General features: G+C 40.0%; 19 protein-coding genes. 7 read left to right on the forward strand and 12 right to left on the reverse strand.

The window, feature by feature from the left end; all coding sequences use genetic code 11:
• Positions 1 to 160: 160 nt before the first annotated feature.
• On the forward strand, positions 161 to 2,191 hold the full coding sequence (gene mnmC, locus QUE03_RS14525; protein WP_286262660.1) for a bifunctional tRNA (5-methylaminomethyl-2-thiouridine)(34)-methyltransferase MnmC2/FAD-dependent 5-carboxymethylaminomethyl-2-thiouridine(34) oxidoreductase MnmC1: 2,031 nt from the start codon (positions 161 to 163) through the stop codon (positions 2,189 to 2,191).
• Between the two features lie 14 nt (positions 2,192 to 2,205).
• Here the strand turns inward: mnmC and QUE03_RS14530 are convergent, their stop codons facing one another.
• From QUE03_RS14530 to nhaA, 4 genes are all read right to left on the reverse strand, one after another.
• Positions 2,206 to 2,502: a YfcL family protein gene (locus tag QUE03_RS14530; protein WP_286262661.1), complete on the reverse strand. Its 297-nt coding sequence runs from the start codon at positions 2,500 to 2,502 to the stop codon at positions 2,206 to 2,208.
• Between the two features lie 25 nt (positions 2,503 to 2,527).
• The gene (locus tag QUE03_RS14535; protein WP_286262662.1) at positions 2,528 to 3,694 is read right to left on the reverse strand and encodes an ATP-NAD kinase family protein; all 1,167 of its coding nucleotides are present in this window, start codon (positions 3,692 to 3,694) and stop codon (positions 2,528 to 2,530) included.
• A gap of 15 nt (positions 3,695 to 3,709) precedes the next feature.
• Positions 3,710 to 4,249, reverse strand: a complete 540-nt coding sequence (locus QUE03_RS14540) for an elongation factor P hydroxylase (protein WP_286262663.1) — start codon at positions 4,247 to 4,249, stop codon at positions 3,710 to 3,712.
• A 186-nt stretch (positions 4,250 to 4,435) separates the two neighbouring features.
• Positions 4,436 to 5,617: a Na+/H+ antiporter NhaA gene (gene nhaA / locus QUE03_RS14545; RefSeq protein WP_286262664.1), complete on the reverse strand. Its 1,182-nt coding sequence runs from the start codon at positions 5,615 to 5,617 to the stop codon at positions 4,436 to 4,438.
• Between the two features lie 225 nt (positions 5,618 to 5,842).
• Between nhaA and QUE03_RS14550 the strand changes: the two genes are divergently transcribed.
• A complete protein-coding gene (locus tag QUE03_RS14550; RefSeq protein ID WP_286262665.1) occupies positions 5,843 to 6,313 on the forward strand; it encodes an Lrp/AsnC family transcriptional regulator in 471 nt (156 codons plus the stop codon).
• A 77-nt stretch (positions 6,314 to 6,390) separates the two neighbouring features.
• Here QUE03_RS14550 and QUE03_RS14555 read toward each other — a convergent pair whose 3' ends face one another.
• The 4 genes from QUE03_RS14555 to grpE all read right to left on the reverse strand — a co-directional run bounded on the left by QUE03_RS14555 (position 6,391) and on the right by grpE (position 11,636).
• Complete coding sequence (locus QUE03_RS14555) at positions 6,391 to 7,059, reverse strand: hypothetical protein (protein ID WP_286262666.1); 669 nt, start codon at positions 7,057 to 7,059, stop codon at positions 6,391 to 6,393.
• Between the two features lie 187 nt (positions 7,060 to 7,246).
• Positions 7,247 to 8,386 (reverse strand): molecular chaperone DnaJ, encoded by a 1,140-nt coding sequence (dnaJ, locus tag QUE03_RS14560; RefSeq protein ID WP_286262667.1) that lies wholly within the window; start codon positions 8,384 to 8,386, stop codon positions 7,247 to 7,249.
• Positions 8,387 to 8,651: 265 nt separating this feature from the next.
• Positions 8,652 to 10,577 (reverse strand): molecular chaperone DnaK, encoded by a 1,926-nt coding sequence (dnaK, locus tag QUE03_RS14565; RefSeq protein WP_286262668.1) that lies wholly within the window; start codon positions 10,575 to 10,577, stop codon positions 8,652 to 8,654.
• 435 nt (positions 10,578 to 11,012) lie between these two features.
• The gene (gene grpE / locus QUE03_RS14570) at positions 11,013 to 11,636 is read right to left on the reverse strand and encodes a nucleotide exchange factor GrpE (RefSeq protein WP_286262669.1); all 624 of its coding nucleotides are present in this window, start codon (positions 11,634 to 11,636) and stop codon (positions 11,013 to 11,015) included.
• Positions 11,637 to 11,796: 160 nt separating this feature from the next.
• On the opposite strand from grpE, the gene nadK reads away from it, so the two are divergent.
• The 3 genes from nadK to QUE03_RS14585 all read left to right on the forward strand — a co-directional run bounded on the left by nadK (position 11,797) and on the right by QUE03_RS14585 (position 14,885).
• On the forward strand, positions 11,797 to 12,678 hold the full coding sequence (gene nadK / locus QUE03_RS14575) for an NAD(+) kinase (RefSeq protein ID WP_286262671.1): 882 nt from the start codon (positions 11,797 to 11,799) through the stop codon (positions 12,676 to 12,678).
• Between the two features lie 92 nt (positions 12,679 to 12,770).
• The gene (gene recN, locus QUE03_RS14580; RefSeq protein ID WP_286262672.1) at positions 12,771 to 14,435 is read left to right on the forward strand and encodes a DNA repair protein RecN; all 1,665 of its coding nucleotides are present in this window, start codon (positions 12,771 to 12,773) and stop codon (positions 14,433 to 14,435) included.
• Positions 14,436 to 14,537: 102 nt separating this feature from the next.
• A complete protein-coding gene (locus tag QUE03_RS14585) occupies positions 14,538 to 14,885 on the forward strand; it encodes an outer membrane protein assembly factor BamE (RefSeq protein WP_286262673.1) in 348 nt (115 codons plus the stop codon).
• Between the two features lie 81 nt (positions 14,886 to 14,966).
• Here the strand turns inward: QUE03_RS14585 and QUE03_RS14590 are convergent, their stop codons facing one another.
• The gene (locus QUE03_RS14590; protein WP_286262674.1) at positions 14,967 to 15,809 is read right to left on the reverse strand and encodes an HDOD domain-containing protein; all 843 of its coding nucleotides are present in this window, start codon (positions 15,807 to 15,809) and stop codon (positions 14,967 to 14,969) included.
• Between the two features lie 303 nt (positions 15,810 to 16,112).
• Here QUE03_RS14590 and trhP point away from each other — a divergent pair, with 303 nt between their 5' ends.
• Together trhP and QUE03_RS14600 are read left to right on the forward strand one after the other, a co-directional pair.
• Complete coding sequence (gene trhP, locus QUE03_RS14595; RefSeq protein ID WP_286262675.1) at positions 16,113 to 17,474, forward strand: prephenate-dependent tRNA uridine(34) hydroxylase TrhP; 1,362 nt, start codon at positions 16,113 to 16,115, stop codon at positions 17,472 to 17,474.
• 3 nt (positions 17,475 to 17,477) lie between these two features.
• Complete coding sequence (locus QUE03_RS14600; protein WP_286262676.1) at positions 17,478 to 17,723, forward strand: YfhL family 4Fe-4S dicluster ferredoxin; 246 nt, start codon at positions 17,478 to 17,480, stop codon at positions 17,721 to 17,723.
• Between the two features lie 48 nt (positions 17,724 to 17,771).
• On the opposite strand, the gene QUE03_RS14605 is transcribed toward QUE03_RS14600, so the two are convergent.
• The 3 genes from QUE03_RS14605 to QUE03_RS14615 all read right to left on the reverse strand — a co-directional run bounded on the left by QUE03_RS14605 (position 17,772) and on the right by QUE03_RS14615 (position 20,320).
• Positions 17,772 to 18,623: a thymidylate synthase gene (locus QUE03_RS14605; protein WP_286262677.1), complete on the reverse strand. Its 852-nt coding sequence runs from the start codon at positions 18,621 to 18,623 to the stop codon at positions 17,772 to 17,774.
• Complete coding sequence (gene lgt / locus QUE03_RS14610) at positions 18,620 to 19,441, reverse strand: prolipoprotein diacylglyceryl transferase (RefSeq protein ID WP_286262678.1); 822 nt, start codon at positions 19,439 to 19,441, stop codon at positions 18,620 to 18,622. Before lgt ends, QUE03_RS14605 begins: the two co-directional genes overlap by 4 nt.
• A gap of 84 nt (positions 19,442 to 19,525) precedes the next feature.
• The gene (locus QUE03_RS14615) at positions 19,526 to 20,320 is read right to left on the reverse strand and encodes a sulfite exporter TauE/SafE family protein (protein ID WP_286262679.1); all 795 of its coding nucleotides are present in this window, start codon (positions 20,318 to 20,320) and stop codon (positions 19,526 to 19,528) included.
• Positions 20,321 to 20,325 lie beyond the last annotated feature (5 nt).

The raw sequence follows: 20,325 nt of genomic DNA on the forward strand, positions 1-20,325 counted from the left end.
AAAAATCGGGCATATAATAACGGCTTTTATAGAAAATAGTGGTCTGTCCAGCGTACACTTGTACGCTGTTTTCAACGTTCACTTCCCTTTTATCAATGACAACAGCCATTTACCCGCGTTAAAATATAGCTATCATAGACAGTTTAAGCATTGTAATCCATTGAATAACAAGACAGACGTTACTTTTAGAGCCGATGGTTCGCCATATTCATCACTATTTGATGACATTTATTTTGATACAGATTCAGGCTACCAACAAAGCGATACAGTGTTTATTCAAGGGAACAAAATACTAACGCGTCTACTCCAATATAAGGACGCAATAAAAACCTCTCGTCCAAAAAGCCGCACGTTCACCATTGCAGAAACTGGTTTTGGCACAGGGTTAAACCTATTATTGACCTTAAAAACCTACCAAGCCGCCATAAATCAAGTTTCAATTGATGTACTACCGACACTTGATTTTATCAGTACCGAGAAATACCCATTAAGCTTAGAGCAGCTTAAACAGTCCTTGGTTATTCTTCCTGAATTAGGCGAGTTGACGGAACAGCTGTTAGCACAATATCCTAAGGATATTGACTCTGTTCAAACTCAACCTATTCGCTGCACATTTCTTGACGGCAAAGTCACATTGCAATTATTTATCGGCGATGCCACTACCTGTTTTGAACAAATTTCAACTCAGCAAGGTTTAGTCGATGCATGGTATTTAGACGGCTTCTCGCCCGCTAAAAATCCAGATATGTGGCATGACGCGCTATATCAACAAATTGCAAGGCTCAGTAAACCACAAGCAACTTTAAGTACCTTTACTGTGGCAGGAAAAGTACGCCGAGGATTAAAAAATGTAGGGTTTAGATTGGAAAAGCAAGACGCAGATACCCAGAAACAAGAAGTACTCACAGGCTTTTTGCAGCAGCATCAACTGCACCGTCATGGCTATAAGGTTCGCCCTGCGATAAGTAAGCCTCAGCATGTAGCCATCATCGGTGGGGGTATTGCTGCGGCTTGTGCAGCCTATTCCCTTACTCAAAAAGGCGTAAAAGTAACCTTATACTGCAAAGATGAAAAAGTTGCTCAAGGCGCCTCAAGTAACGCTATTGGCGCGCTTTACCCTCTATTGCACCAACAAGCCGATGAAATTAGTTTGTTTTACCAACGCGCATTTTGGCATGCCAGAGCCCACTATGATGAACTGCTTGATAAAGGATTCGATTTTGAGCACCAATGGTGCGGATTATTAGAAGTCTCATACAAAGACACGCTAAGTAAGCGTCAGCAACAATTTGAACAACTCTCTACTTGGCCAAAATCTCTAATCCATAGTGTCGACGCGAAAACAGCAAACAAAATAGCCAATATTCCACTAAACATGGGTGGTTTATTTATGCCTGAAGCCGGTTGGATTTCACCACCAACCTTGGTCAAAGCGACATTCGACGCTGCAAAAACGACCGGACGTTTAAGAATACAAAACCGTACTCATATTAAAGAGCTCGTTCAACAAGACAATAACAAATGGCGACTCATTGCTGACGATGAAGAGTTTAATGAATCAATCGTTATATTTTGTGGCGGCGCTGAAGGAATTAAACTTAATACTATCGACACTTTGCCGTTAAGCTCTGTTAGAGGTCAGGTCAGTAATGTTAATACGTCAGCAGCAACAAAAGGGTTGGCGACTGTGATTTGCCATAAAGGCTATTTAACACCTGAAAATAAAGGAATTCATTGTATCGGCGCTACATTTACCAAAAACAGCAACGATACACTAGCAAGCAAAGAAGATGATGAGTTTAACCTCAATATGCTCCATCGCTGTTTACCTAAGCTCACTTCATGGAGCCTTGACGATGTCAGAGCCAGTAAAGCGCGTCTTCGATGCATGACACCCGACCATTTGCCTATGGTTGGCGCGATGCCAAATATACAAAAGCATATTGAAATGTACGGGCACTTGACCAAGGATAAGAATTGGAAATACAGCGAGGTTGCGCCGGTAATAGACAACCTCTATGTTTTTACTGGATTAGGTGCTCGTGGGCTAGTCTCTGCCCCACTGCTTGCCGATATTTTAACTGCAGATATATGCAGCACACCTTATCCGGTTGATGATGAGCAACTCTTTAATTTATCGCCGAATCGTTTCGTGATCAGGGATCTTATCAAGAGAAAAGTAGGAATGTAATTATAGAGTTGCGCCTAACCCGTAAATTGCTGCTTTAGTTGATGCCAATAATTACTGACGATCTGTTGATCTTGTGGCGTTAATTCTGAGCGAGACTTTTCTAATTGCTCGGTGACCGTATTAGCTAAATTGACAGAAAGCATTTGCTGCTCATCACCAAAATTTGCCGCTTCTAATGCGATAAAGCCTCGAATATAGCTACTGGCAAACAATATATCTGCGATATTACCAGAATCAGAGTTTTCATCTTGATTGTTATCAACAAGCTGATCAAGGTGTTGATAAAGTTCAGCCAATGTGCAATTTTTCATAAATTTACTCTTAAAAGGGTTTTCTCTAATTTGGACTAGCTACTGGATACAAAACATGATCGTTATAGCCTGTAATTATTGGCATGTAGCCGGAAAGCACTTGATCCAGTTCAGGATCAGATGTGTCTGCAATCAACGGTCGAGACGCTAATTCAGAAAGCTTGGTTTTGGTAGCGATAATAATGATATTTTCTCTACCTATCGCCTTGATCACTCTTGGGCTAAGTTGCTGGTTACCTCGACCAAAAATATGACCTTGGCCGCCAATTAGCGTGATCACTAATTTGATCGGCGCAGGGTTTTGCTCAAGTTGATAACGTTGAATATATTGCCATAGCTCAGGCTCAGTTAAATCATTTGCCATTAAACTTTGCTGCTCAATTAAATCAACACCGAGTAATGTATTGTCTAAACCTAACTCGTCCATTAAAAATGCCGTAGTTGAGCCAGAGCCAATAATACATAGGCTGTCTTCAATTTCATTTATCACTTGGGCTGCAATGTCTTGCAGCACCAATTCATCTGATTCCTTGCCACCCGATTTTACCGCTTGGACATAACGAAGCTCACTAGGTATTTTCATTTCGCCATAACGTTTAGCTTTTACAATGCCATCTCTAAACAAGTTTTCATCAATGTCCATAACGTCAGCTTCGGTTAGTGTCACCAGTTGATTGGTCACCATCAGCTCAATGACTCGCCCAGCAGCTTTGGGAGTAACGGCGTAGACACCAGAGTGAATTTTACATCCAGCTGGAATGCCCAGTACCGGACATCGATCCATCACTTGATGAGAAATATTTCGAGCCGTGCCATCACCTCCTGCAAATAAGATGATGTCAACTCCACATTTGACCAGTGCATCAACTGCATTTTCAGTGTCTTGAGCGGTAGTTTCATCATTGGCCGTTTGATAAACAATTTGATAGTCAAAACCTAAAGAATCAGCACAGTTTTGCCCCATATCCCCATTAATCGTCATCACGGTTATATCTTTTTGGTATGGCAGTAATATTTCTAACGCTACCCGAGCACGCTCGTTCGCTTTAGCTTCAGCTCCCAGTGCTATAGCCCGTTTAGCAACACCTTCACCGTCGCTGCCTTTTAACGCTACGCTACCACCAATGCCCGCAATGGGGTTGATAATAAATCCTAATTTAAATTTTGCTTGGCTCACAATTTCAATACTCACTTCCAGTGGCTTTATTTAACAAGGGCTAACATTAAGAAAATCTTGCGATGTATTCGGAAACTTAGTTTGATAGAAATCACTAAGCGCAGACATCAATTGGACAACCCTAGCGGGAAAGCCTTGCGCTAAATATATCTGTAATTGCCTATAAACAGCAGCCTTAAATGCAAGGCGATCGCTTCCCACGCCATTTAAATTATCCACTGAAACATCAAATTTTTTGTTGGCGGCAGCGCACAATGCCCACTCTATCGCTTGTGGCTTAATTTCAACTTGTTCAAACGCTTTTTGTTGCTCGGCACTTCGACCGTCGGGCTCATACCAATAACCAAAATCTTCTAATAAACGTCGCTCTTTACCTGCGACACACCAATGTGCAATTTCGTGTAACGCACTTGCATAATAGCCGTGCGCAAAAATAATTTGATGATAGTTGCAATCGTTAGAAGACGGTAGATAAATTGGCTCATCATCACCTCGTATCAGTTTTGTGTTGTAGTCTTTAAAAAACGTTCGATTAAAAATCGTGATGATGTCTTCGATGTTGTGTGACATTCCAACCTACAAAAAATGGTTCACAAATATAAATGTTTTCAACAAAAGTCTAGTGTTCATTGAAGAGCACCACTTTGATGAGCTATTTTCCATTATTTTAACTAAAAACGGCGATGGATGCATCGCCGTTCATACAAAAGATTAAGTAATTTAACCGCGTTAAACTTCCTAATCAGGTCATGATCTCTAATGTTGGTCAGGTAAGTGCTTTACCCCATGTTTAATCACAAAATAACCTAGCAAACCAGAAATAACTGAGCCAATGATAATACCGATTCTGTCCTGGAATATAAGGTTTTCACCAGTTTGCTCAAACGCTAAAGAGCCGATAAATAGGCTCATGGTAAACCCTACACCACATAGAAGTGCTGCACCATATAACAACTTCCAATTAATTTGAGCGGGTAACTTAGCAAATCCAAGTTTTATGGCAATAAAACAAAAGCCAAAAACACCGATTTGTTTACCAATAAATAAGCCAAGAATAATCCCTAATGGTACAGGAGAAACTACATCATCAACACCTAAACCAGATAAGCTAACACCGGCATTGGCAAATGCAAATATCGGCAAAATGATAAATGCGACCATTGAATGCAAGTTATGTTCTAAAGATTTGAGTGGCGATGGCTCACCCGCTTTTCCCTTAATAGGAATAAACAGCGCTAACAATACACCCGCCAACGTCGCATGGACGCCAGATTTTAGTACAGCAATCCACAGAACTACACCAAAAAAGATATAAGGCGCGGTATCCGTGACGTGCCTACGATTTAGTGCCCATAAGATAGCAAGCATAGTTGCTCCAACAATCAGTGATGTGATTGATAATTGCTCAGTGTAAAAAATCGCGATAACAATAATGGCACCCAAGTCGTCAAAAATGGCTAACGAGGTTAAGAATATTTTCAGCTGCAACGGTACTTTGCTGCCAATTAACGCCAAAATACCTAGGGCAAACGCTATATCGGTTGCGGTAGGTATTGCCCAGCCACTAATGGCAGCGGGATCATCATAATTTAATGCGACATAACAAAGTGCTGGTATTAACATACCACCGATAGCGCCAATTGCTGGCAGTGCTATTTGACCTGGCTCTGATAAATCACCTTCTAGAAACTCTCGTTTGAGCTCTAGGCCAACCAAAAAGAAAAACATCGCCATTAAACCATCGTTAATCCAAAGCAACAGTGGTTTTGCAATTTCGAAACTACCTATCGCAACTTTGACCGGTACATCGAGTAATAAATCATAATAAATGGAAAGAGGTGAATTAGCGGCAATAATTGCGGTAAGTGCTGCAAACATCAAGATGATGCCGCTTGCCGCTTCAAGCTTTAAAAAGTCATGTATGGTTTTTGCTGGCATTTTGTTCCTTACTTCAAATAAGTGAGACATAATATGTCACACAGGTCTGTTTTACCAAATATTCTTTTCAAAAAGGTTATTTATTCCTTCATTAACGTGATTTATTCGGCAAAATTTGAGCTAGCTCGTCTTTTATTCAATTATTACGACTTTTTACTAGAGCTAGCAAACAAGTTAATAGTAGTATAAGCCGGATAAATACGAGTAAATTTAAGGGTTAGCCTGTTGAAAAAGTTAGATGCTATTGATTTAAAGATATTAACCATCTTATTTAACGATGCAGATATCACTAATAAGGAATTAGCAGCAAAGATTAATATTGCGCCATCCACCTGTTTAGAGCGCGTTAAGCGTTTGAAACAAGCAGGCGTGATCAAAAATTCATATGTTGATATTAACTTTAAGACCATTGGCGGCAATATTGAAGCAATTGCTGCAATCAGATTGCAACCTTACTCGGAAGAAATTGTTAATAACTTACGCGACGACTTGTTGCTACTCCCCGAAATAGTGAGCCTTTATCATATGGGGGGCAGCTATGATTATTTTATTCATATGTCTGTAAAAGACAGCGAACACTTACGTAAATTTGTATTTGATGCAGTGACGTCTAGAGATGAAGTAACCACTGTAGAAACTTCTTTAGTGTTTGAATATAGCCGCAGTGGTGTGTTGCCTAACTTCGCAGAAGAGTAATTTAATAAAGCCCTTTTTAGGGCAGATTTAAGTTGCAACCAAGTTACAACTTATTCCATTTTGTATGTGTCAAAAGATTATTGATTGAAATCCTGCGTTTCAAAATACATAGGTTTCATTGTTCCACAGTTCATAAATTTAAATTGCAACTCATTTCGTTTAGGCACTGCAGATGACGTTTTAAACTTGTTCAAACATCCCGCTGTTCGATCGATATGAATGATATGGTCGAAACTGGGCGCTTTTTGAAGACGATGAATATATAACCTATCGGCCTTAGAGTTATAAGAAACCACGTCATATTCTTGCTCATTGCTTGAAGGGGCAATATCCGTCAACTCTCTCATATACAGTTGTTTGTCAAACACCAGACTAACATTGTCATACACTTTCATGCCATCACGCTCAAAATGACCTATATAAAGCTCAGCATTGATCGTCATTTTTTCACCACGCATCAAGCGCTGTAAATTAAACGCCTCTGGCTTTATCGTCACAAGGTCATTGTCACGAACGACTTGCACTAGGTTGAAATCCTTAACTTCTAGCTTATAAATCAACTGAACATTGTGCGGTTTATTATAAAGCGGCAAATGAGAAGCAAACACCGTTGATGACTTGCTCATTAAGACCATACCATGTACGCCCATGTAAGCTGGGTCTAAGGGTGGCAACTTTTCTTCTTCTGCATGAATATTTAAAGAAATAAACGCGACGGTTATCGCTAAAACTACAGATTTGAACATTTAACTTCACTATTAACGAAAACAAGAACTGCCGTTATTATAAACCAAATATTTAGATTTGTTACCAACACGTACAACAAAGATTTCGTAGCCATTAACTGCATGAGCAAATGGTAGTCTCCTAATATATAATCCAAAAAAATCCCGCCGAAGCGGGATTATTATTCTTTATGAAAATCGTTAAATATTAAGATTTTAAATCATCAAAAAATTTCTTCACACCATCGAAAAAACCTGTTTCTTTAGGACGATGTTTAGTTTGATTTTTACCCATTTTTTCTTCTAACTGACGTAGTAAGTCTGCTTGATCGCCCGATAAACTCACTGGCGTTTCAATCACTACTTTACACATCAAATCACCTACACTGTGACTACGAACTGATTTAACACCTTTGCCGCGCAAACGGAACATTTTACCCGTTTGTGTTTCTTTAGGAATTTTCAGCTTCACTTTACCTTCAAGCGTTGGTACTTCAATATCACCGCCTAACGCCGCTGTTGTAAAGCTAATTGGCACTTCACAATAAAGGTGATTTTCATCACGTTCAAAAATAGGATGTTCTTTAACATTCGCTTGAACGTATAAATCACCTGCTGGCGCGCCATGTTCACCGGCTTCACCTTCACCTGATAAACGAATTCTATCGCCCGTATCAACACCTGCTGGAATTTTAACAGATAAGGTCTTTGTCTTTTGAACACGGCCTTGACCGTGACAAGAGTTACAAGGGTCTGAAATAACTTTACCTTGGCCTTTACAGGTTGGACAGGTTTGCTGAACAGCAAACAAGCCTTGACGCATTTGTACTTGACCGTGGCCGTGACAGGTAGAACATGTTTTAGGTTGTGTGCCCTTTTTAGCACCTGAGCCATCACAAGGCTCACAACTAACGTAAGTTGGTACTTTAATTTCTAAGGTTTTACCTTTAACCGCATCTTCTAAGCTTAACTCTAAGTTGTAGCGTAAATCTGAGCCACGACGTGCTCTTGATTGGCCACCACGTCCACCGCGACCACCACCAAAGATATCGCCAAATATATCACCAAACGCATCGCCGAAATCTTGACCACCGCCAAAACCGCCACCGCCCATGCCGCCTTGTTCAAATGCTGCATGTCCGTATTGATCATAAGCCGCACGTTTTTGATCATCATTTAAGATCTCATACGCTTCTTTGATTTCTTTAAACTGCTCTTCTTTAGCTTTATCACCTTGAGTACGATCCGGGTGATACTTCATTGCTAAGCGCTTGTAGGCTTTTTTAACTTCTCGCTCACCTGCATCTTTCGATACACCAAGCACTTCATAATAATCGCGTTTAGACATATATTTCTTACTTCAACTTTAGAACTATTGATACCAATGTGTTTATTCGCTCTATAAATAAACGAGCAACCAAACAAATTAATACTGATATTTTACTTATAACAAAGCGCCGATTAACGACGCTTTAATGATTTACTCAACGACATTTACGTCGTTTGTTGGAGATGATTTCGTTTGAGGTCTAGGCGAAAGCGCGCAGCATACAAATGTATGTGAGCACTTTCAACAACGACATCGAGTGAAAGCACTCAAACAAACCAGTAAATTACTTATCGTCTTTAACTTCTTCGAACTCAGCGTCAACTACGTCATCGCCGCCAGCTGGAGCTGCGTCAGCTTCAGGAGCTGCGCCTTCTGGAGCGCCTTGAGCTTGTGCTTTCGCTTGAGCAATTTCCATTAACTTAGAAGACGCTTCGATAACCGCTTGTGATTTAGCATCGATTTCTTCTTTGCTATCACCTTTAATCGCTGTTTCAAGCTCAGTTAATGCCGCTTCGATTTTCTCTTTATCTTCAGCAGGTAAGTCATCACCTGCTTCAGTAATTTGAGTGCGAGTAGCGTGAACCATGCCGTCAGCTTGGTTACGTGCTGTTACTAATTCTTCGAACTTAGCATCTGCGTCAGCATTTGCTTCAGCATCACGTACCATTTGCTCTACTTCATCATCAGATAAGCCTGAAGAAGCTTTGATTGTTATCTTCTGCTCTTTGCCAGTGTTCTTGTCTTTTGCCGACACATGTAAAATACCATCAGCATCGATATCAAAAGTTACTTCGATTTGTGGTGTACCACGAGGAGCAGCATCAATACCTTCTAGGTTGAATTGACCTAAAGATTTGTTAGCAGACGCTTGTTTACGCTCACCTTGGATTACATGAACAGTCACTGCCGCTTGGTTATCTTCTGCAGTAGAGAACGTTTGTGATTGCTTCGTCGGAATCGTCGTGTTTTTGTCGATAACTTTCGTCATCACACCGCCCATTGTCTCGATACCTAGAGATAATGGCGTTACATCAAGAAGTAATACGTCAGTAACATCGCCAGAAAGAACACCTGCTTGTACCGCTGCGCCAGAAGCTACAGCTTCATCAGGGTTAACGTCTTTACGTGGCTCTTTACCGAAGAAGTCAGTTACAGTTTTTTGCACTAATGGCATACGAGTTTGACCACCTACTAAGATGACGTCATTCACGTCACTTGTAGATAAGCCAGCATCTGCTAATGCTGTTTTTAATGGCTCTAATGTTGCTTTAACCATATCTTCAACTAGAGACTCTAACTTCGCACGCGTCACTTTAATGTTCATGTGCTTAGGACCTGATGCATCAGCGGTGATGTAAGGTAAGTTAACATCTGTTTGTTGCGCTGAAGAAAGCTCACATTTTGCTTTTTCTGCTGCTTCTTTAAGACGCTGCATAGCCAATGGATCTTTTGTTAAGTCCATGCCTGAGTCTTTCTTAAATTCATCTACGAGGTAGTTGATTAAGCGGTTATCGAAATCTTCACCACCTAAGTGAGTGTCACCGTTAGTCGCTAATACTTCAAATGTGTGCTCGCCATCCATTTCGTCAATTTCAATAATTGAAATATCGAATGTACCACCACCTAAGTCATATACAGCAACAACTTTGTCGCCTTGAGCTTTGTCCATACCATATGCTAATGCAGCAGCAGTAGGCTCATTGATAATACGTTTAACATCAAGACCAGCGATACGACCAGCATCTTTAGTTGCTTGACGTTGTGAATCGTTAAAGTAAGCAGGAACGGTAATAACAGCTTCTGTTACTTCTTCACCTAAGAAGTCTTCAGCGGTTTTTTTCATTTTTGCTAATACTTCAGCAGAAACTTGTGGTGGCGCCATTTTCTCGCCTTTAGCTTCTACCCATGCATCGCCGTTATCAGCTTTTTTAATACCAAATGGCATAATGCTAATATCACGTTGCACTTCTTTGTCTTCAAAACGACGACCAATTAAGCGCTTAATCGCGAATAAAGTGTTAGTAGGGTTTGTTACAGACTGACGCTTAGCAGGTTGACCAACTAACGTTTCACCTTCTTCAGTGTATGCAATGATTGAAGGGGTTGTACGATCACCCTCGGCGTTTTCGATAACACGAACGCTATCACCATCTAGTACAGCTACACATGAGTTAGTTGTTCCTAGGTCAATACCAATAATTTTGCCCATCTTAGGATCTCCGAATTCTTTAAAATACAATTTTCTTAGTTGAAATGATTAGTGGGGTCAGTAAAAAACGTTTTCAATAGATCAGCACAAAAAAAATCACATATTTGCAAAATTTTCACCAAAACTAGCGATAATTACACATTATCCATTCACAAAGACATATTATGATGAGTTCAACTAGGTTTCTCGTCATTGCACAAGAGCTAAACCGAAGTCCACAATGCAATCGAAAAAACGACGAGCGAATAGTAAGTCGACATGGTTATAATAAGGTCTTACTTGGAATTAGCCATATATGCCTAATTTTATGCGCGCTCTAATTTTGGTATTTGTTTGTCCCTTTGTATTTATACCAATGGCTATTTTACTTAGACGAAGTAACATTAAAAAAGCCAGAACGATGTCTGGCTTTTAATTTCAATTTCGGGAGTTGCTTTATGCAGAAGTATCAACTGCTGGTGCTGCCTTTGAAACCATCACCATCGCAGGACGAATTAAACGGCCATTTAACTCATAACCTTTTTGCATAACTGCAATAACTGTATTCGGTGCGACACCGTCTACTTCTTGCATTGACATCGCCTGATGTAACTCAGGATTGAAAGGTTGATCTTGAGGATCAACTGCTTTAATCGCGAATTTTTCTAAAGAAGCCAGCAAACCTTGGTAGGTAAGCTCTATTCCTTCAATAATACCTTTATTTTTTTCATCTTCTTTATCAATATTTTGCAAAGCACGTTCAAGGTTATCAACGGTTGTTAACATTTCACCTGCAAATTTTTCCAAAGCGAATTTACGCGCTTTTTCAACGTCTTGGGCACTGCGTCGACGAATGTTATCAACTTCTGCTTTCGCACGAATAACGGAGTCTTTTTGATCTGCGACTGTCGATTGTGCTGCTGCCAACGCTAGTTCTAGCTCATTGATTTTTTCTTGATCTTCGCTGATCGCTTCATGTGCATGTTCATGCTGCTCTTCAACTTGCTCTTCAGCTTGTGCAATAATTTCTTCTGCTGCAATCTCTTCTGCAGACTTATTTTCGTTAGACTCAGTTGTCATCTAAAACTCCAAGATAAATCCTAATTGGGGTAATTATGGGGATTCCCTTTCGGGTTTCAAGCATGAATTGATAAGAATTAAGAAAAAGTCATCTTTACATCTCTAACAAATAGAGGGAAACTGCCGATATATTGATGATAGGTAATGAATTTTCAGCTCTATGACTCAACTCTATAAAACGATCGGGTTAATCGGTAAACCAAACCACGTAGGCGCTACAGCGACCATAACGGCGGTACATAACTATTTAATTGAACGCGGCCATAAAGTTCTTGTGGAACGCTCAGTCGCTAAATTTATCGACATTGACGCTATTGAGATTGAAGCACTAACAGATATTGGTGTAAAAGCCGATCTTGCAATCGTTGTTGGCGGTGACGGTTATATGCTTGGCGCAGCACGAGTGCTATCAGGCTATAACATTGGAGTTATAGGCGTTAATAGAGGCAATTTAGGCTTTTTGACTGATTTGTCACCCAATGAAGTTATTCCTCCACTTGAAGAAATTCTCGATGGTAAATCAAGATCTGAGCAGCGATTTATCATCGAAGCAGAAGTCTACCGTCATGGTAAACTCAAAAGTTCAAACAGTGCCGTTAATGAAGCCGTATTGCATGCGGGTAAAGTCGCTAACATGATTGAGTTCGAAGTATATATTGATGGTTCATTCATGTTTAGTCAGCGCTCTGACGGTTTAATAGTATCTACACCAACTGGCTCAACCGCATATTCAATGTCGGCAGGTGGTCCTATATTGACCCCCAACCTAAATGCCTTGTCTTTAGTACCAATGTTCCCACATACACTAACGTCTCGCCCTATCGTGGTCGACGGTGACAGTGAAATTAAACTTATTCTCGCCAATGAGAACTACGAAAATTTACAAGTCAGTTGTGATGGCCATGTAATTTTAGCTGTAATGCCCGGTGATGAAGTTATTATCAAGAAAAGCCCTACCACGTTAAGACTAATACATCCGTTAGACCATGATTATTTCAACGTTTTGCGTTCAAAACTTAGCTGGGGCAACAAGCTTTACTAGAACGTAATGCCCAACGTTGTATAAAAAAACCACTTGCGAACAAAATAATTACTGTTAATCTATACAGTAATTATTTTGCAGTGAGTGATCTTATGCTTCTACAGTTAACCATTCAGAACTTTGCTATTGTGCGTGCGCTAGATATCGATTGGCAGCAAGGCATGACAACTATTACCGGGGAAACTGGGGCAGGAAAATCAATAGCGATAGACGCGTTGGGCTTATGCCTTGGTGATCGTGCAACCACTAACGTGGTTAGACCAAATACTAGCAAAGCCAACTTAGCAGCAACATTTGATGTCACCAACAATCAACTCGCCTCCACATGGCTAAAAGCTCACGAATTAGATGCTGAGGATGAATGTATTTTACGACGAGTCATTTCTTCTGAAGGCCGTTCAAAAGCCTATATTAATGGTTCTCAAGTACCTTTAGCTCAGCTCAAAGAAATAGGCCAGTTACTCATTAACATACATGGCCAACATGATCACCAGTTAATCGTTAAGGCTAACGAACAGCGTAAAATATTAGATGCCTACGCTAATCACCCACAGTTATTAGAAGATGTTAAACATTATTTTCATCAATGGCGTATACAAGTGTCAGAACTCGAGACCTTAGAAAAAAGCAAACAACAACGAGAAGCAAAAAAACAGTTACTTCAGTACCAAGTAAACGAGCTTAACGAGTTTTCATTGCAACCCGATGAATTTGAATCAATAGAAACAGAATACAAACGACAAAGCCATGCCCAACACATTTTGTCTGAAACGCTTTCTACTGTGCAAACTCTGTCAGAAAACGATCAATTTAATTTGGTAGACCAATTACAGCGGAGCCATGAGAGCATTAATTCACTGGCAGAATTCGATCCAGAATTAAACAACATTGCTACTTTATTAAATGAATCACTTATTCAGCTTGAAGAAGCCAGTCTCGATTTAAGGCACTATCACGAAAAGTTAGAACTTGATCCTGAAGCATTTGCTCATCTCGAAGAACGCTACTCCATAGCGGTGCAACTTGCGAAGAAGCATCAAGTGGCGCCTGAACATCTTGTTGATTTTCATATGAGGCTTTGCAAAGAATTAGAAGGTATTTCCGGCGATGAATCACGCTTATCATTGCTAACGGAGAATATTGAACAAAGCAAAGCATCATATAATGACGCATGTAAATTGTTAACTCAATCGAGACGAAATGCCGCAAGCGATATCAGCAAAAGAATCACCCTCAGTATGCAAGAACTAAATATGCCTCATGGCCAATTCGATGTTGCTGTCGAAGAAGATTCAGCAAAAACACTCTCACTCAACGGCGCAGACACCGTATGTTTTAACGTGAGTATCAATCCTGGCCAAGCACTCGAAGCAATGCATAAAGTGGCTTCAGGCGGTGAATTGTCTAGGATTAGCCTTGCCATGCAAGTAATATTGGCCGATAAAATAGTTTCTCCAACTTTGATATTTGATGAAGTCGATGTAGGCATTAGCGGACCAACTGCCTCAATGGTGGGTGCAAAACTACAAATGCTAGCAAAAAACACTCAAGTTATTTGTGTCACCCACCTGCCTCAAGTAGCGTGTAAAGGTCATCAACAAATGTTTGTTGCTAAGTTAACCGATGGCGAACACACCGAAACAAGTGTTACGGAACTAAGTGAAGGCGCGCGCATCAAAGAAATTGCACGTCTGCTTGCTGGCGATAAAATCACTGAAAACAGCTTAGCTAATGCGCAAGAATTATTGGCAAGCTGAGGCACTAATAATTAGATATAAATTAAATTGCACTTTTTTTTGTATCTCACGCTCGGCTTGGTTATTATCCCTGTTCACATGTTGTAGGAAGATTAATTTTAAATGTTACATAGAAGTTTAATACTCGCTTTAGCGTTAAGTGTTTCAGCGTGTTCAAGCTGGGTTTATCGCATCGACATACCCCAAGGCAACTATCTTGAACAAAAAGATATTGAAAAATTGCAAGTAGGGATGACCAAGGAGCAAGTAAAGTATGTACTAGGTAGCCCTGTCGTTATCGACTCTTTTGAAAACAACATATGGCACTATGTGTATCAGTTTAAGTCGGGACGTAATGAAAAATTTAATGCACGTAAGGATTTTGTTGTTCGATTTAAAGATAACTTATTGGTGTCAGCCGAAGGTGATTTTGAGCTGTCAGAGAATTTTAATACACCTTACGAAAATTAATTTTTAGTATCGTTGTTTGTCCTGAAGTAAGTGTCGATTTACTTCAGGACTACGTTATTTAGATTAGTTAATAAGAGCTAATTAACTAAACATCGTTCTTGCACTCTCATAAATGCTCTTGAATTCATCTGAATCCATAAAACTTTCACTTTCAATCACCCCTTTAGAAACAAAACTTCTTAACAAGGCTTCTTGCGTTGCAGGATTTTTGAAGACTCCGTGATAAATAGCACCAGCTCGAATGAAATCCAAGTAATGTGCCTCGCTTGGCAATACCGTTAAATCACTCCACTGCCTTACTATTTCAGTAAATTCGTTGGAAAGCCCCCAAGCAATTGTCACTTCAGCGCCTATTTGATTTGCTAACTTAATGATTGCTTGTTGAAGAAAGGAAGGATTGGCAAACACATCTGGGTGTTGCTCTGCCTCTGTTAATATAGGCAAAATACCGATATTGTGGACCAAGGCAGCCAATGTTAACGTATCTAATGCTAACGGAGAGTGTTTATTTTTTTGTAAATAGCAAGTCATTAAAGCTATTGCAACTGAAGAAACGTCTACCGTTTTTTGCCAAGACTTTTTCAAATACATCGAAATAACATCATTTTCCGAAATAAATACTTGTTCTACAGCCATGGCTGTTGCAATGCTCTTTATTTGCCTTAAACCGATTCGAGTCACCGCTTGACCTAAGGTCTCTACTTTCACGGAGCGACCTAATATTGCACTATTTGCTACTTTCAACATTCCCAAAGATAGTGCTGGATCTTGGTTTATAATATCACTCATAGCATTAAGATTAATCTCAGGGTCATCAGCAGCATCCCGCACTTTTAATGCAATCTCTGGCAAGGTGGGTAAGACTAAAGCTTCTTGTTTAATTTTTTCTACCAAAATGGTGTACAGCGCATTCTCAGCTGACATATAGAACCCTTATTATTAATATTTGGTACTTCTACTTATAAACGTAGCACAAAACCAGAAATACCATAGAAAATTAATGTGATAGCAAACAAACATACGCCGGTATAAGCGGCTTATGTTTTGATATACAACCAAGTCACAAGTCAACATCAACACTCAACTCATATCTTATTAGCCCGAGCTTTACCGTCAATTTTGATGCAAATCAAGTACAAGTTAATTACTTTGCACTATTGATTGTACTGTTCAAATAAAACACTAAAATGACCCCCTTTTTGAATTTTTAGTAAGTAGTAATAATTTATGATTAAACCTGAGTTGCTCTCTCCTGCTGGTAGCCTTAAGAACATGCGTTATGCGTTCGCATATGGTGCTGATGCAGTTTACGCTGGCCAACCCAGATACTCTCTACGAGTACGCAACAATGAGTTTAGTCATGACAACTTACATCAAGGCATAAATGAAGCGCATGAGCTCGGTAAGAAGTTCTACGTCGTTAATAATATTGCACCGCATAACAGCAAACTGAAAACCTTTATTCGTGACTTAAAGCCTATTATTGACATGAAACCAGACGCGATGATTATGTCAGATCCAGGCTTAATCATGATGGCAAAAGACGCCTTTCCAGACATGCCTCTGCATCTCTCTGTACAAGCAAATGCGGTTAATTGGGCAACGGTTAAATTCTGGGAGCAACAAGGTATTGAACGTGTCATTTTATCTCGTGAATTGTCATTAGATGAAATAGAAGAAATTAGACAACAATGCCCAGACATTGAAATCGAAGTCTTTGTTCATGGCGCTTTATGCATGGCTTATTCTGGCCGTTGTTTACTTTCCGGCTATATGAACAAGCGAGATCCTAATCAAGGCACATGTACCAACGCTTGCCGCTGGAACTACAATGTTCACTCTGCCACCGAAAATGAATCTGGTGATGTCATTCCAGTAAAATCGGTTGAAGAATTTAACCCACAAGAGGGTAATAGCTTCGATGATGTGGTTTTATTGCAAGAAGAGCATAAACCTGATGAATACATGCCGGCATTTGAAGATGAGCACGGCACTTATATCATGAACTCAAAAGATTTACGTGCGGTTGAGCAAGTTGACCGACTTGTAAAAATGGGTATCCACTCGCTGAAGATCGAGGGTCGTACAAAATCATTTTACTACTGTGCTCGCACTGCCCGCGTATACAATGAAGCCATATTAGACGCTATGGCAAACAAACCATTTAATCCAGCACTAAATCATGAATTAGAGCATCTTGCTCACCGTGGTTATACAGCTGGTTTTTTACAACGTCACAAACAGGGCGATCTTCAAAACTACGATTACGGTTATTCAAAAAGTGACAGCCAGCAATTTGTTGGTGAAGTATTGGGCCGTAATGAAGAAAATGGCTTGATTGAAATCGATGTGAAAAATAAATTCATGGTTGGTGATGAGCTAGAACTAATGACTCCATCTGGCAATCAATCTTTTGTCTTGACCTATATGGAGTCCTCAAAAGGCGAATTAATCAAAGACGCTAAAGGATCAGGTCATAAAGTCGCTATTTCATTAGAAACAAGTAAAGACTTGGCTTACGGCGTGTTAATGAGAAAACTAAACGCCGACGAAAATACAAGACATCCATTCGCCCAAAATCAGAGCTAAATAATGGCATTGTTGATTGAACATGATTGCATCAACTGTGACATGTGTGAGCCAGAGTGTCCGAATAAGGCGATTTATTTTGGTGAAGAAATTTACGAAATAGATCCCGATAAATGTACCGAGTGTTTAGGGCATTATGACGAACCAACGTGCGTTAAAGTATGCCCGATTAATTGCATTATCCCAGATCCTGCTCACCCCGAAGATGAGCAGAGTTTACTCAAGAAGTTTGAATTACTTTACGGTTAAATTGCTCAAAGAATTTCGATTACTTTGAGGAAAATCACGTCACCCGTTTTATACAGAAAACGGGTATTTGATTGCTTCGTGATGTTCATACCCTTCAATTGAAAAGTCGTCCATAGTGACCCAAGTTTCTAAATCTTCAAGTGACTTTATTTTCGGATTAATAAGTAGTTTAGGCGATGCGTATGGCTCACGTTTCAACTGAACGTTTTTCATCAGCTCAAGCTGATCTTCGTAAATGTGTGCATTAACTATTTTATGATACGCCTTACCGGGTTTATGGCCAGTGATCTGAGCCACCAATGCGAGCAATACAAAAACTTGAATTTGATTGAAATTCAAACCCAGCGGCACATCGCACGATCGTTGATAGCTGGTTAAGTGTAACGTATCACCTAACAACGAAAAGTTGTGAGTATGCATACAAGGCCTCAAACACCCCATGTGAAACTCACCAGGATTGTAAAATGACAATATTTCACCACGATCATCAATTCCATTAGACAAGTTGTCGATTAACTTTCTAAATTGATCAACATGACCACCGTCAGGCTTTTGCCAACTTCTCCCTTGAACACCATAAACTCTGCCCATATCATCTTGGCCTTTACGATGTTCGTTATTAAGCCACCAATCATTTTCATTAGCATTAGCATCCCAAGTTTTAGTCCCTAAGGCTCTAAAATCAGCTGCATTGTCATAGCCACGTAAATAACCAATTATTTCGGCAATTGCAGATTTCCAATAACTCTTTCTAGTGGTGATCATCGGGAATTCATTATTAGCTACATCATACGTTAAGTCAGCGTCAACCACAGTTAAGCAGCGCTTACCTGTTCTGTTATTTTCTATCCAAACACCTTCATCAACAATGCGCTGGCATAGTGCTAAATATTGCTTCATTTAGAATTTCCCTTTATTGCAGCTTTGGCTTGAATGTTTGCGCCCCAAATAATAATAACAATGCCGACAATCACCATGGGTAGACTTAGAATCTGTCCCATTGAAATGTTGGCAAAAATAAAACCTAAATGTGCATCTGGTTCTCGGAAAAGCTCGACTATAGTTCTAAACACACCATAACCAATCAAGAACACACCAGAGGCCAAGCCAAGTGTTCTTGGTTTGCGCATCAATATGAATAAAATGGCGAAAAGTACAACGCCTTCAAGCATAAATTCGTATAATTGAGAAGGATGCCTAGGCACTAACAATGGGTCATTGGGAAATACAACACCCCACGGAACATCAGTTTGACGCCCCCATAATTCAGCATTGATAAAGTTACCAATACGTCCCATCCCTAAACCAATAGGTACAAGCGGCGCAACAAAGTCGCCTACACTTAAAAACGCTTTATCAGTCTTTCGCGCAAAAAGATAAACGGCGGCAATAACCCCTAATAGGCCACCATGGAATGACATTCCACCTTGCCATATCTTTAATAAATATAACGGGTCGGCAATAAAATAATCGAATTGATAAAATAATACATAGCCGACTCTTCCACCTAAAATAACGCCTAAAAATCCATAAAACAAAAGATCGCTTACTTGCTCCCTTGTCCAAATACCTTTGCTTTTATCAGCAGCTCTGTTTGCGATATAGAGCGCTGCAACAAAACCAATAAGGTACATCAAGCCATACCAGCGAACTGCCACAGGGCCGACACTAAAAATGATAGGGTCGATCTGAGGAAATTGAATAAATGATTCAGTCATTAACATTCCAAGAAGTGATAATTATTCTTATATAATAGAAGAGTGAATTAAGAGGTAAATTATGCCTAATTGAGTGTCAAATAGCTACGACCACAACATTTTAATCGCTACCAAAATTAAAAAAACTGCAAAGCCTTTTTTCAATGTTCTAACAGGCACATTAGCCGCCATCTTTACCCCCACACGGGCAAATAATGAAGACGTTAAACTGATGCCAGCTAATGCGGGCAAATAGATATAACCAAGACTCCAATTAGGCAGTAATACTTGATCAAGCCCAGTTATCACATAACCTATCGAGCCAAACAGTGCGACAACTAAACCACAAGCCGTTGCCACGCCTATAGTTTGTCTTAATTGCATCCCAAAATAGCTTAACGCAGGTACAAGAATGGCACCACCAGCTATCCCCATCAAACTTGCCATGATGCCTGTAAATAAGGCTATTGACTGCAAGACGCCAATTGATGGCATTTCTCTTATCTTAGGTTTTCGAATGGACGCCAACATGTAACTTGCTAACAGGATGACCGCTGTAGCAAAAATAAAGGTCAGCGTATCACTAGATAACTTATCCGCAATAAACGCCCCTATCAACGCTCCCAACGCAATCACAGCCATAATTTGACGGGTAATTGACCACGGAATATTACGATTTTTATGATGAGCTCTGACTGCAGAAGCAGAAGTTACGACGATTGTCGCTAAAGACGTACCAAGTGCAACAGGCATGAGGATGTCGACAGGTACCCCTACTTGTGGCAGTAAATAGACCAATGCTGGTACAATAATTAAGCCACCTCCAATACCAAGCAAGCCCGCTAGAAAACCAACGAGAGCACCTAATACCAAACAAGCGATAAAGAAGCCTAACAACATATTAT

This window comes from Thalassotalea atypica, from assembly GCF_030295975.1.
In the GTDB taxonomy this organism is placed as follows: domain Bacteria; phylum Pseudomonadota; class Gammaproteobacteria; order Enterobacterales; family Alteromonadaceae; genus Thalassotalea_F; species Thalassotalea_F atypica.